The organism is Massilia sp. KIM (assembly GCF_002007115.1).
GTDB lineage: Bacteria > Pseudomonadota > Gammaproteobacteria > Burkholderiales > Burkholderiaceae_D > Telluria.
Genome location: NZ_MVAD01000001.1, coordinates 2,096,865 through 2,109,099, shown reverse-complemented (window position 1 = coordinate 2,109,099; position 12,235 = coordinate 2,096,865). Strand labels below are relative to the sequence as shown.

Annotated in this window: 14 protein-coding genes; 8 read left to right on the top strand and 6 right to left on the bottom strand. The window is 68.4% G+C overall.

Translation table 11 applies throughout. The features are described from left to right. The first annotated feature begins 166 nt into the window (after positions 1 to 166). From B0920_RS09095 to B0920_RS09085, 3 genes are all read left to right on the top strand, one after another. Positions 167 to 1,351: a zinc-dependent alcohol dehydrogenase gene (locus B0920_RS09095; protein ID WP_078032191.1), complete on the top strand. Its 1,185-nt coding sequence runs from the start codon at positions 167 to 169 to the stop codon at positions 1,349 to 1,351. 9 nt (positions 1,352 to 1,360) lie between these two features. After that, a complete protein-coding gene (locus tag B0920_RS09090; protein WP_078032190.1) occupies positions 1,361 to 1,954 on the top strand; it encodes a hypothetical protein in 594 nt (197 codons plus the stop codon). A gap of 170 nt (positions 1,955 to 2,124) precedes the next feature. Beyond that, complete coding sequence (locus B0920_RS09085; RefSeq protein WP_078032189.1) at positions 2,125 to 3,984, top strand: M4 family metallopeptidase; 1,860 nt, start codon at positions 2,125 to 2,127, stop codon at positions 3,982 to 3,984. Here B0920_RS09085 and B0920_RS09080 read toward each other — a convergent pair. Together B0920_RS09080 and B0920_RS09075 are read right to left on the bottom strand one after the other, a co-directional pair. Beyond that, complete coding sequence (locus tag B0920_RS09080) at positions 3,956 to 4,714, bottom strand: M23 family metallopeptidase (RefSeq protein WP_078033354.1); 759 nt, start codon at positions 4,712 to 4,714, stop codon at positions 3,956 to 3,958. The genes B0920_RS09085 and B0920_RS09080 overlap by 29 nt on opposite strands. Before the next feature lie 28 nt (positions 4,715 to 4,742). Continuing rightward, positions 4,743 to 5,789 carry a L,D-transpeptidase gene (locus B0920_RS09075; RefSeq protein WP_078032188.1) on the bottom strand — a complete coding sequence of 349 codons (1,047 nt, stop codon included), beginning with the start codon at positions 5,787 to 5,789 and terminating at the stop codon, positions 4,743 to 4,745. Positions 5,790 to 5,907: 118 nt separating this feature from the next. On the opposite strand from B0920_RS09075, the gene B0920_RS09070 reads away from it, so the two are divergent. Next, positions 5,908 to 6,204, top strand: a complete 297-nt coding sequence (locus B0920_RS09070; RefSeq protein ID WP_078032187.1) for a 2Fe-2S iron-sulfur cluster-binding protein — start codon at positions 5,908 to 5,910, stop codon at positions 6,202 to 6,204. A 19-nt stretch (positions 6,205 to 6,223) separates the two neighbouring features. Here B0920_RS09070 and B0920_RS09065 read toward each other — a convergent pair whose 3' ends face one another. Then, positions 6,224 to 7,132 carry an alpha/beta hydrolase gene (locus B0920_RS09065; RefSeq protein ID WP_078032186.1) on the bottom strand — a complete coding sequence of 303 codons (909 nt, stop codon included), beginning with the start codon at positions 7,130 to 7,132 and terminating at the stop codon, positions 6,224 to 6,226. A 143-nt stretch (positions 7,133 to 7,275) separates the two neighbouring features. Between B0920_RS09065 and B0920_RS25940 the strand changes: the two genes are divergently transcribed. Beyond that, positions 7,276 to 7,452 carry a hypothetical protein gene (locus B0920_RS25940; protein ID WP_179119126.1) on the top strand — a complete coding sequence of 59 codons (177 nt, stop codon included), beginning with the start codon at positions 7,276 to 7,278 and terminating at the stop codon, positions 7,450 to 7,452. 147 nt (positions 7,453 to 7,599) lie between these two features. Beyond that, positions 7,600 to 7,794 carry a hypothetical protein gene (locus B0920_RS09060; protein WP_078032185.1) on the top strand — a complete coding sequence of 65 codons (195 nt, stop codon included), beginning with the start codon at positions 7,600 to 7,602 and terminating at the stop codon, positions 7,792 to 7,794. Between the two features lie 5 nt (positions 7,795 to 7,799). Here B0920_RS09060 and B0920_RS09055 read toward each other — a convergent pair whose 3' ends face one another. After that, positions 7,800 to 8,036 (bottom strand): hypothetical protein, encoded by a 237-nt coding sequence (locus B0920_RS09055; protein ID WP_078032184.1) that lies wholly within the window; start codon positions 8,034 to 8,036, stop codon positions 7,800 to 7,802. A 189-nt stretch (positions 8,037 to 8,225) separates the two neighbouring features. Here B0920_RS09055 and B0920_RS25935 point away from each other — a divergent pair, with 189 nt between their 5' ends. Both B0920_RS25935 and B0920_RS09050 read left to right on the top strand, forming a co-directional pair. Next, a complete protein-coding gene (locus tag B0920_RS25935) occupies positions 8,226 to 8,363 on the top strand; it encodes a hypothetical protein (protein WP_179119052.1) in 138 nt (45 codons plus the stop codon). A 105-nt stretch (positions 8,364 to 8,468) separates the two neighbouring features. Next, positions 8,469 to 8,840 (top strand): hypothetical protein, encoded by a 372-nt coding sequence (locus B0920_RS09050; RefSeq protein ID WP_078032183.1) that lies wholly within the window; start codon positions 8,469 to 8,471, stop codon positions 8,838 to 8,840. A 48-nt stretch (positions 8,841 to 8,888) separates the two neighbouring features. Here the strand turns inward: B0920_RS09050 and B0920_RS09045 are convergent, their stop codons facing one another. Beyond that, entirely contained in the window at positions 8,889 to 9,104 is a 216-nt protein-coding gene (locus B0920_RS09045; protein ID WP_078032182.1) for a hypothetical protein, read from the bottom strand. Positions 9,105 to 9,250: 146 nt separating this feature from the next. Beyond that, entirely contained in the window at positions 9,251 to 12,091 is a 2,841-nt protein-coding gene (locus tag B0920_RS09040; protein ID WP_078032181.1) for an EAL domain-containing protein, read from the bottom strand. Positions 12,092 to 12,235: the final 144 nt, after the last annotated feature.

The window sequence follows — 12,235 nt, the reverse complement described above, 5'->3', positions numbered from 1 at the left end:
GCTAAAATTTCCTAACGCGAACTTATCATCCACTAATTGCGTTAAATTTGGCAGAAAACGCCTGTTCGTTTCCGTGCGCGTATCGTCTTCCTTGGTGTTTTGACATATGGTGGTTGGCACATCGGCCCGTCGTCGACAGGCTGCCTACACCCCATGAGGAGGATCTATGCTGGCAATGAACTACCGCGGCCCCTACCGCGTCCGCGCCGCCCAGAAGCCTGAACCCGTCATCGAGCACCCGGGCGACGCCATCGTGCGCGTCATCCGCTCCTGCATCTGCGGTTCTGACCTGCACCTCTACCACGGCATGGTGCCCGACACCCGGGTCGGCCATACCTTCGGACACGAGTTCATCGGCGTGGTGCACGAAGTCGGCCCGGCGGTCGAGAAACTGAAGGTCGGGGACAGGGTGCTTGTGCCCTTCAACCTGTTCTGCGGTTCCTGCTACTTCTGCCAGCACGAGTTGTACGGCAATTGCCACAACACAAATCCGCAGGCCACGGCGGTCGGCGGCATCTACGGCTACTCGCACACCGCCGGCGGCTACGACGGCGGCCAGGCCGAACTGGTGCGGGTGCCGATGGCCGACGTCGGCCCGATGGTGATCCCGGACGACATCCACGACGACGACGCCGTGCTGCTCACCGACGCGCTGCCGACCGGCTACCAGGCGGCCGAGATGGGCGACATCGCCCAGGGCGACACCGTGGTGGTGTTCGGCGCCGGCCCGGTCGGCATCTTCGCCGCCAAGTCGGCCTGGCTGATGGGCGCCGGGCGCGTGATCGTGGTCGACGAGGTCGAGTACCGGCTCGAGTTCGTTCAGCGCTACGCCCAGTGCGAGGTGGTGAACTTCCGCGAGGTCGACGACATGGCCCTGCACATCAAGAAGATGACTGACTGGATGGGCGCCGACGTCTGCATCGACGCGGTGGGCGGCGACGCCGCCGGCAGCATCGCCCAGACCTTGACCGGGCGTCTCATGAAGAGCCAGGCCGGCGCCGCCACGGTCTTACATTGGTGCATTAACTCGGTGCGCAAGGGCGGCAACGTGTCGATCGTCGGCGTCTACGGCCCGACCTTCAACGCGGTCCCGATCGGCAACGCCCTGAACAAGGGCCTGACCCTGCGCATGAACCAGGCCAGCGTCAAGCGCCACCTGCCGCGCCTGATCGAACACATCCGTGAAGGGCGCCTGAATCCGAAGGAGATCATCACCCACAAGGTCCCGCTGGAAGACGTCGCCGACGCTTACCACATCTTTTCGAGCAAACTCGACAACTGTATCAAGACCGTCCTGATTCCGCCCAACGCCGACCAGGTGCGTGCGGTGTCGGCCAGCGCACTGCACTGAGGAGGGAACATGGAAACGCGTAATCAGATCGCCGAGCACCACCATCAGCCGGGGCAGGCACACGAGGAACATGGCCACGTGCACACCCATCCGTCCCAGGGCCATCTCGTGCCGCGCCGCCCTTCGCCCGAGGAGTTGAAGCACATCCAGGGCTGGGGCGCGGACCTCGACCGCAAGAACCGTCCCGGGGTGCCGATGGAGCGCACCCCGCCGCGCTTCACCGACGCCAAGGAGGGCCCGGTGACGCAGCAGCCCGAGAGGGTCGAGGTGCTGGTCTCGCCGGAGCGTCCCGGCATCACGCCGATCTTCGGCACGGCGCAGCCGCCGTCCGGGGTGTCGGGCGCCATCCGCCGCGTCGCCTTCAAGTCGACCGAGAACGACCTGCGCCACTGGCTGCTCCTGCTGCTGGCCGACCGGGTCAACGTGGTCGAAGGGGTGGTCGAGGACCTGGCACGCGGCCATGTGCCGAACATCTTCGCCGAGATGGGCATCAAGTCGGAGTGGAAACACAACCCGGCGGGACTGGTGAAGAAGGCTGCCATCGCCGGCGCCGTGGTGGGCGCCGCCTGGTATCTGCTGAACCGCCGCGACCCTTATCGCTGACGGCCACGAGCTTCCTTACCGGGCGCGTGACACGCGCGCCCGACCCTTGCGGGCGCGCTGGACGCGCCCGCATGTGTCTTGTGCTGTAGCAAATTCCCCTTTGTAAGCTCGTCCACACTGGTCGATGACCGGCGCCGCCAGCAGGCCCGGACTAACCGGATGGAGACGAGATGACTTCGCACACGACGCCGCTTTCGACCCTTCGCGCCGCTGCCCTGGCGGCTGCCGTTCTTCTCGCACTGCCGGGCGCTTGCGCGCTGGCGGCGCCCATGATGAGTCCGCCCCAGACCCTGGACGCCAGGGCGCGCGCCTCGGTGCTGGGCCAGCTGGCGGCGGCGCGCACCGCCCAGGGCCTGGACGCGGACCATCACTACCGCGTCAGCGCCCTGCACCCGGGCGTCCAGGGCACCCAGGTGCTGCGCGCGGCCCATACCTACAGGGGCTTGCGCATCTTCGGTTCGGACTCGGTGGTGGTGCTGGACGCGCGCAAGCAGGTGGTGTCCGAATCCGCCTCGCCGCGCCGCCTGCACCTGGGCCGGGGCGCCGCCAACAAGCTGGGGGCGCACACCGCCAGCTTCGCCGTCAAGCCGCGCCTCACGGCGCGCCAGGCGATCGCGGCGGCAGTGAACCTGCTGGTGCCGGGTGCGAAGCATGTGGTGCCGCCGCGCGCCGAACTCCTGATCTACCCCGTGATGCGCGAGGAGCGGGTGGCCAGCGCCCAGAACAAGAACGAGTCCGAACTGAACGCCCTGGACGTGCAGGAAGTGGTCGATCGCTACGAGCTGGCCTACCTGGTGCGCACCCGCATGCAGCTGGGCGAGCAGCCGCTGTTCCACGACACGGTGCTCAGCGCCCACGACGGCGCGCTGATCGACCAGTGGAGCATGCTGCAGACCGTGGCCGGCGTGGGCAAGAGCCAGTACAACGGCGAGGTCCCGCTCAGCACCACCTTCGCCAACGGCAGCTACCAGATGCTCGACCCCGAGCGCGGCAAGGGCGGGACCTTCGGCGCGATGGCGATCACCAACGCCAACAACACCAGCCGCGCCGGCCAGGTGTACACCAACAGCAGCAACACCTGGGGCGACGGCAAGCAGTTCGTCGAGGGCGGCAGCACCACCGGGCCGAACGGCCAGACCGCCGCCGTGAACGCGATGTGGGGCCTGATGAACACCTACGACGCCCTCAAGAACGTGCTGGGCTGGCGCTCGCTCGACGGCCACGACACCGCCACCTACATCGCGGCCCACGTCAACCGCGGCTACGACAATGCCTACTACAGCGACGCCTGCCGCTGCATGTTCATCGGCGACGGCACCTATTTCACCAGCCTGGGCTCGATCGACGTGATCGGCCACGAGATGGGGCACGGCGTGACGGCCGCCACCTCCAACCTGGTGTATTCGGGCGAATCGGGTGGCCTGAACGAATCGGCCTCCGACATCGCCGGCGAAGTGGTCGAGGCCTATGCGCGCGCCGGCGGCAAGGGCGAGGCGATTCCGGAGGAGGGCAACGACTGGCAGCTGGGACGCGAGATCAGCCGCAACGGCACGCCGCTGCGCTGGATGATCAAGCCCAGCAAGGACGGCAACAGCCATGACGCATGGAGCACCGGCCTCAAGCGCCTGGACGTCCATTACAGCAGCGGCCCCAACAACCGCATGTTCTACTTCCTGGCCAAGGGCTCGCAGGCCGACAAGGAGAGCGAGGCCTACAGCAAATTCCTGGTGAAGCAGCCGGCGGCGATGAGCGGCATCGGCCTCGACAAGGCCTTCCGCATCTGGTTCCACGCCAACACCACCAAGTTCACCTCCAGCACCAACTACGCGGATGCGCGCGCCAAGATGATCGCGTCGAGCGAGGAACTGTATGGCAAGGGCGGGCGCGAAGCGATCGCGGTGCAGCGCGCCTACGCGGCCATCAACGTCGGCGCCGACGTCGACGAGCCGCCGCGCGAGCAGGCGCAGGAGGACGCCCAGGAAGAGGAGGAGGACGTCGCGGCTAGTCCCTCAGCAGCGGAAACGGATTGAGCGGGGTGCCTTTCCACCATTGCTTCTCGGGCGTGAGCTCAACCACGGCGAAATGCAGGTGGGGCGCGTTCGGGTCCGAGTTGCCGGTGACGCCGACGTAGCCCAGCAGTTCGCCGCGCTTGAGCTGCATGCCTTCGCGCAGGCCGTCGGCGTAGCGGTCCAGATGGGCGTAGTAATAGGCGTAGCGTTCGCCCGGGTCGAACTGGTAGACGGTCAGGCCGCCGGGCTTGCTCTGGAATAGCTTGACCACCTTGCCGTCGGCGGCCGCCAGCACCGGCGTGCCCTTGGGCGCCATGATGTCGAGGGCTTCGTGGTGGCGCTGGTTGCCGCGCGGCTGGTCGAAGGTGTCGGTCAGCTGGGCCGCCTTCACGCCCTGCACCGGCACCAGCAGCCCGGCGGGCGGGCTCGAGGCGGCGCCGGGCGTGGCGATGGCGGCGGACAGGTCGCCGGCCTGGGGACGCAAGGGCAGCTCGGCTTCGCTCAGGTCGGTCTGCACCACCGGCGCGGCGCCCGCGGGCGCGCCTTGCGGCTGCGCCCCGGCGGCCGGGGCGGCCGGCGCGGCGCCGCCTTCGGGCGCGGACGCGGGCGTGGCGCTCGCCGGGGCCGGCGTGGCCTCGGGCGGCGGCGCCGCCGCGTTGGCTGGCGCGGACTGCGCCCGCTCGTCGAGGATCACCCACAAAATCCCGGCGCCCACCAGCGCGCCGAACAGCAAGGTCATCAGCCACTTCATCGCGTCCTCCGTCATCTTGTTCTTTGCCTTAGTTTTGCAGCACCACCTCCGTGCCCGCACCGACCAGGTTCGCCACCTCGGCGGCGCTCCAGTTGGTCAGGCGGATGCAGCCGTGCGACTCGGTCTTGCCGACGTGGCCGGGCACCGGGGTGCCGTGGATGCCGTAGTGCGGCTTGGACAGGTCGATCCAGGCCACGCCCACCGGGTTGTTCGGCCCGGGCGCGATCTTCGCCTTCTTGTCGCCCGGCTCGGCGTCCCAGAACAGCTTGGGGTTGTAGTGGTAGGTCGGATTCGGGTGCACGCCCTCGATCTTCCAGGTGCCGATCGGCAGCGGGTCGTGCTCGCTGCCGGTCGAGGCCGGATACTGGGCCAGCAGGCGGCCCTCGGCGTCGTAGAGCTGGAGGATCTTGGCCTCGTCCCGCACCACGACCCTGGCGGCCTTGGGCAGCGGATTCTTGCCGACGACGTTCGGCACCACGATCTGCTCGCCGACGCGGCTCAGGCTCTTGCCCGGGTTGAGGCGTTCGATCAGGGCCGGGCTGGCGTGGAACTTCTCGCCCAGGCCCTCGGCCGCGCTGGCGTAGCCGAGCGCGGGCAGCGAGGCCTTGGCCATCATGTCCTCGGGGACCGGACGGAAGGGACCGGCGACGTCGGCCTCGACCAGGGTGTAGGTGAGCAGGGTGGGCGTATTGTCGGCATTCAGGGCGTTCCAGGTGGCCTCGTCCAGCTTGCCGGTGACGGGCAGCTGGCGCGCGGCCTGGAAGCTGCTCAGGGCATTGCGCATGTTGGAGCCGTAGGCGCCGTCGATCTCGCCCGGCGAGAAGTGCGCGCGGTCGAGCAGGACCTGGGCGCGCAGGTTGCGTTCGAATTCGGCTTGCTTGGCGGCTGCCGGGTTGGCGGCGTTCGGCGCCGCGTTCCGGGACGGGGACTGGGCCGGCGGGGCCGCGGCGGTTGTGGCGGTTGTGGCGGCTTGCGGCGCCGCTGCCGGCTGCAGCACGGCCTGCTGGCCTAGCGCGGCGAAGGGAAGGGCGCCCAGCAGGGCGGCGCTCAGGAGGGCTGCTTGTTTTCGTTTCATTTGATTACCCACTATTTCTTCTGGAGTTACCAGCGTAGTGGGGGGCATGCACCGGGTCTGTGCGTCAGCGAACTCATCCTCCTTGCGAGCGGATTGCCCGGCGGCGATACAATGGGCCATGGACGCCCAGCACACCATCACCCTGCAGCCGAGCGGCGAGCGCTTCGAGGCCGGCCCCGACACCACCCTGCTGCGCGCGGCCGAGAGCGCCGGGCTGGAGCTGCCCAGCTCCTGCCGCAACGGCACCTGCCGCACCTGCATCTGCCGCCTGGCGAGCGGGCAGGTGGCCTACCAGATCGAATGGCCCGGCTTGTCCTTCGACGAGAAGCGCGAGGGCTGGATCCTGCCCTGCGTGGCGCTGGCGCGCAGCGACCTCGTGCTCGAGGCGCCGCTGGCGCGGCGCAGGATTCCATAGAAGCGCCGCTGGCGCCGCGCTAGGGCCTGGGCGGCGCCAGTTCGAGGGCCTGCTCGATGACCTGCAGCACCCGCGGCCAGGCGAAGGAGGTGGCGGCCACCTCGTCGTAGTGGCTGGCGCCGGGCAGGATCACCACCTCGGCAACGTCGCCGGCGGCGCGCGCCTTGCTCGCGTAGTCGTGGGCCACGCGCGGCGGCGAGATCGTGTCCAGTTCCCCCGTCACCAGCCAGGTGCGGCTGCCGTTGGGCAGCAGTTCGGCGGCGTTGGTGTCGGCGAACACGTCGGGCCGCGCCGCGCTCGGGCTGCCCGCCAGTTGGACGGTGTCGCGCCCGCAGCTTTTCTGGATCAGGGCCGCTTCGCCGCGCAGGTCGGCCAGCCCGCCCAGGCTGACGATGGCGCGCACCGGCAGCGGCTGGGGGTGGTGCAGGGGGCTGGTGGCCGGAATGCGCGCGCGTCCGGCGATCCACTGCACCAGCTGGCCGCCGGCCGAATGGCCCACCGCCACGATGCGCGCCAGGTCGAGCGGATGGCGCCCGGCCTGCGCGCGCAGGGCGTCGAGGGCGGCGTGCATGTCGAGGTACATGCCGGGATAGCCGCCGCCTTCCTCGTCGACCCGGCGGTATTCGACGTTCCACACCGCGATGCCGCGCGCCGCCAGCGCGCCGGCCATGTTGCGCAGCTGGCCGATGCCGCCGAACTTGCTGGTCCAGCAGCCGCCATGCACCAGCACCGCGACCGGGAAGGGGCCGGTGCCCTGGGGCAGGAACAGCTCGGCGTACTGTGAAAGCGCGGCCCCGTAGGCGATCTTCGCGCTCGGCGCCGGCCCCTCCAGGGCGAGGTAGTCGGCCAGTTTCATCGGGCCGGCTGCGCGGGCGTGGAAGGCGGACAGCAGGGCGGACAGGAGCAGGGCGGCGGGCAGCAGACGCATGGTGTTTGAGCCGGAGAAAGGTCGGGATGCCACTATAGCCGAGGCCGGGCAGGGGTGGAAAGCGCAGGCGCACGATTGAAAACCTGCCCAACGCATCCATGCTAGGCTGCGCACGACGACCCTGTTTTCATAGGAGGTAGATGATGAGCAATTCGAAATCGACCGGCAACCAGAACGAGCAGTCGGCCAAGTCCGAGGAGCAGCTGGCCAAGGAGCGCGCCGGCGTGAAGGACAAGAGCAGCCACGACCACATGTCGCGCGAACGGGCCAAGACCGACGCCGGGGCGGGTGGCGGCGCCAAGCAGAAGCAGAACCACTGAGGCGGCGGCCGCCCCGCGCGGCCGCTTCCTGCGGCGTGACCGTCCTTCGTCCGCCGCTGATGGACCAGCAATCAGAGGCAACAGGCTTGCCTTCCAACGTCTTCGTGCGCGGCCTTCGCGGCGCGCGACTTCACAGCGAGGCCAACCATGAACATGCTCACGGCGCAGGATCCCCTGCGCGACTTCAGTGCCATCTCGGCGCACATCGCGCCCGATCCCGAGGCGCCCAAGGATCCCAACCAGCCGCCGCCCGAGGTGCCGGTGCCGGACGACGTCCCCGACCCGGTCAATGCCCCGGTCGAGGAACCGACCCTGCCCAAACCGCCGATCCGGGCAGGATAGGCGGCTTAGCCGCCCTGGCGATTGCCCTCGTCGCGGCTCACGCCATTGCCCTTGGTGCTGCCGGTGGTGCCCGGGGGCGGCTCGTCGGCCTGCCGGTTGTTCGCCGGCAGGGGTGGGATTTCACGGATCATTTCTTCCGTCTCATGCTGGCCCGGCGACTTCTCGCCGCTGCCGATGTCGGCCTCGTCGAACACGCCGCGGCGCGCGTTGGTGGGGTCGGACTTGGTGTTCGGATCGTTCATGCTGTGCTCCGTGAAAGTTGTCACTGTCGTACGATCCTAACAGGCCACCATGCGGTCCGGCGCGCGCTAGGCCGTGATGGAAGTGTTGCTTTTTTGTTGCAGCAGACCCGGGTGTGCTGGCTGTCACACAGCTGCAATGTTCCGATTTCTATAATGAGAACAAGACCAAAGCCTTTGCAGGAGGAGATGATGGGCTCGACTTTGTACAACAAGATTTACCTGGGCCAGCGGCCCTTGCTCGGTTCGCGCCGCATGCAGCTGGCGGTGGCGCTCGGCCTGGCCGCCAGCGCCGGGCTGGGCTGGTTCGCCATCCGCTCGATGCGCTGAGGGCGCACCCTCGGTCCCGCGCGCGACAGGCAGGCGCCACGCCGGCGGTTGCCGCCGGGCGGCATGGCGGTTACCATGTCGCGCCCTGGACCATAAAGAGCGGTAATGAAGAACGAAAAGCTGACGACTGACGAATACGACGCGCTGGAGCTGGTGCAGCGTGGCAGCAAGCGCGACCTGGCGACGGCCTGCGTGGGCCGCAACGCCAAGCGGCTCTCTGGCCTGAAGATGATCGAATACGGCCGCGACGGCCGTGTGTCGCTGACCGAGAAAGGCCAGCAGGTGCTGTTCCTGCGCCGCTGCGTGCAGGCGATGCGCGCCCTCGCCGAGGACCCGCAGGCCGAGGTCGCCGGCGACGTGCTGCGCTTCCTCAGCATCAAGTCGCACGTGGTCGCGCGCGACGAGGGCGGCTACGCGCTCACCGACAAGGGACGCGAATCCCTGGACGACATCGCCCAACACGAAACCCGGCGCTGAAGGCGCGCCAACTCAACCGGTTCGCCCTGCGCGGCAGGGCGGACCGGCTCAGTTGGCGCGGCGGCGCTGTGGATAGACCAGCACCCGGACGGCCACTTCGGCCGGCACGTTCATCGTCGCCAGGAATTCGGCTGCGCGCTGCAGGCCGAGGGTCGGCACCGACGCGATCGCCTGGTTGATCAGGTCGCGGGTGCGGATATCGGTGCGTTGACGGCGCGCCGGCGCATCTATCGTGGCGGTCGAGTCACGCGTTTCATTGCTCATGGGTTTACTCCGTACTCAAGATTGCTAAAGAGACACGGTTATTGTACGGCCATTGATGACGTATTGGCCATAAATAAATACCCAGAGTTAAACATTCTTTTGGGGTAGGCCGTGGCGGGGCCTTGGCCCCGTTCCCAGCCTTGGCCTCAGGCCGCCACCGGCTCGTCTTCCGGCGCCGGCAGGGCCAGTGAGCGGCCCTGGCGCAGCATCTGCTCGAAGTCCGCCGCGGGCAGCGGCTTGCTGAAGAAATAGCCCTGCATCTCGTCGCAGCCGTGGTTGCGCAGGTAGGCAAGTTGCTCCGCGGTCTCCACGCCCTCGGCGATCACCGCCAGTTTCAGGTTGTGGGCCAGGGCGATGATGGAGGTGACGATCGCCGCGTCGTTGGCGTCGTGGGTGATGTCGGCCACGAAGGAGCGGTCGATCTTGAGCACGTCGATCGGGAAGCGCGACAGGTAGGACAGGCTCGAGTAGCCGGTGCCGAAGTCGTCGATCGACAAATTCACGCCCAGCGACTTCATGCGGTGCAGCAGCTCCACCGCCGGCGTCACGTCGCTCATGAACAGGCTTTCCGTCAGCTCGATCTCCAGGCAATCCGGTTCCAGGCGGGTGTCGCTCAGCACCGACTCCAGGCTGGCGATCAGGTCGGCGGCGCCGAACTGGCGCGCCGACAGGTTGACCGCCACCCGCAGGCGGCCCAGGCCGGCATCCTGCCAGGCCTTGTTCTGGGCGCAGGCGGTGCGCATCACCCAGGCCCCGATCGGCACGATCAGGCCGGTTTCCTCGGCCACGCCGATGAAGCGGTTCGGCGCGACCATGCCCAGCTCCGGGTGGTTCCAGCGGATCAGGGCTTCCATGCCGCAGATCTGGCCGGTCTTGAGGTCGACCTGGGGCTGGTAATACAGCACGAATTCGTTGCGTTCCAAAGCGTTGCGCAGGGCGCTCTCGATGCGCACGCGCTCCAGCGACTCCTCGTTCATGGCCGGGGTGTAGAACTGGAAGTTGTTGCGCCCCATCTTCTTGGCGCTGTACATCGCGATGTCGGCGTGCTCGATCAGGCTGTCGGCTGCGGTGCCTTCGCTCGGGTAGACCGCAACCCCGATCGAGCAGGTGACGAAGAATTCCTTGGTGCCGAGGATCACCGGCTGGGCCACCGAATCCATCACCCGCTGCACGATCTCGGGGCTCAGCGGCTCCTCGGCGTGCTCGGACAGGATCACCACGAATTCGTCGCCCGACAGGCGCGCCACGGTGTCGGTGTCGCGCAGCGAGGAGCGCAGGCGCGCCGCCACCGTCATCAGGAGCACGTCGCCGGCCTTGTGGCCCATGCTGTCGTTGACGAACTTGAAGCGGTCCAGGTCGATCAGCATCACCCATACCGGATAACCGCTGCGGCTGGCGTAGGCGACGGCCTGGCCCAGGCGGTCCTGGAGCAGGGAGCGGTTGGGCAGGCCGGTCAGCACGTCGTGCTGGGCCACGTGGTGGACGCGCTGCTCGGTCAGCTTGCGCTCGGTGATGTCGCTGCCGGTGCCGCGGTAGCCGGTCAGCTGGCCGCTCTCGTCGAATACCGGCTGGCCGTTGACGCAGAACCAGCGCGTGTCGCCGTGCTCGTCGACGGTCTGGTATTCGAGGTTGGTGAAGGGCTCGTGGGCCTTGATCTGGGCGATGTGGGCCTGTCCGGACTCGGTCTCGAGCAGCTGGGGCACGAATTCCCAGCGCGTCTTGCCCAGCACCGCGTCGACCGCCACCCCGGTCTTCTCGGCGAAGGCGCCGGTCACCATGGTGAAGCGCAGCTGGGCGTCCTGTTCCCAGTACCAGTCCGAGGACATCGACACCAGCTGGCGGAAGCGCTGCTCGCTCTGCTGCAGGGCGCGCTCGGCGCGCTCGCGCGCGGCCATGTCCTCGATCAGGCGGCGGTTGGTGCGGCGCAGGTCGGCGGTGCGCTGGCGCACCAGCTGCTGGACCTTGCGCGCGCGCTGGCCGGACGCCTGCACGAAGGCGGTGCCGAGCAGGGTGATCAGGATGCCGCCGGCCAGCAGGGCGGTGGACGCCATGTGGTCGGCCAGGAAGGGACGCTCGGCGGCGGCGACGTCGATGCGCCAGGGGCGGCCGCCGATCTGCAGCACGGTGCTGCGCACGCCCGGGTGATTCGACCCGAACCAGCCGTTGGAGCGCTCGGCCAGGGCTTGCTCGGTAGGGCCGGTGGACAGCAGGCGGCGCTGACGGTCGGCGTGCTCGCCGGCGTAGACCGAGACGAAGATGTCGTGCGAATCGAGCAGGCCGGCGCTGGCCAGCGAGGCGCGCACCAGCTCGTGGCCGCGGATGACGACGGCGGTGTCGCCGATCATCACCCCCTCCTTGTCCAGCACCGGCAGGATGAATTCGAAGCTGGGCTGGGGCGTGGCGTCCTGGGCCAGGGCGAACAGGCCGGTGGCGGCCGCCCGGCCGGAGCCGCGCGCGATGTCGAGGGCGTCCATGACCTCGGCGTTCTGGGTCAGGTTCAGGCCGAAGGCCTGCTCGTTGCCGGCCATCGGCTCCAGGTAGTCGACGATGTGGTAGCGGCCGCGCACCGGCGCCGGCACCTGGCCTTCGGGGCGCTTCTCGGTGAAGATGGTGCCCGGGCGGATCTTCTGCAGTTCGGCCTCGACCGCGGCCCGGTCCACGCCCGCCACCACGCGGTGGTAGTTGAAGGCCTGGATGAAGCGGTGACGGTCGAGCAGTGCCGAGGTGAAGTCGGCGAACTGCTGGCGTGACACCGTCTCGCCGCGCGCGAACAGCTGGTTGGTGACGGTCAGGACCTCGACCGCCTGGTCCATGCCCTGGCGCACCGCTGCCACCCGCTCGTCGGCGCGCTGGGCGAAGGCGAGCGCCATGTTGTCGTACTCGAGGTGGCTCACCCCCAGGAACAGCGCGCCGGATGCAGCCAGGCCGCCCCCGAGCGTGAGGGCCGCCGCGAGAGTCAGCGACAGGGGCAGGCGGCGGCGCGGCATAGGCAGGTCTGGGTCCAGGTCCGTGATCCGGTTGATAAACGAGGGTAAATGAGCTTTCCAGCAGGCATTAGTGCGCGCCAGTTTGTCACAAAAGTGTCCGCTTCCGCAAACGAATTGTCGTGCGCGGGACAATTCGGCCACCCC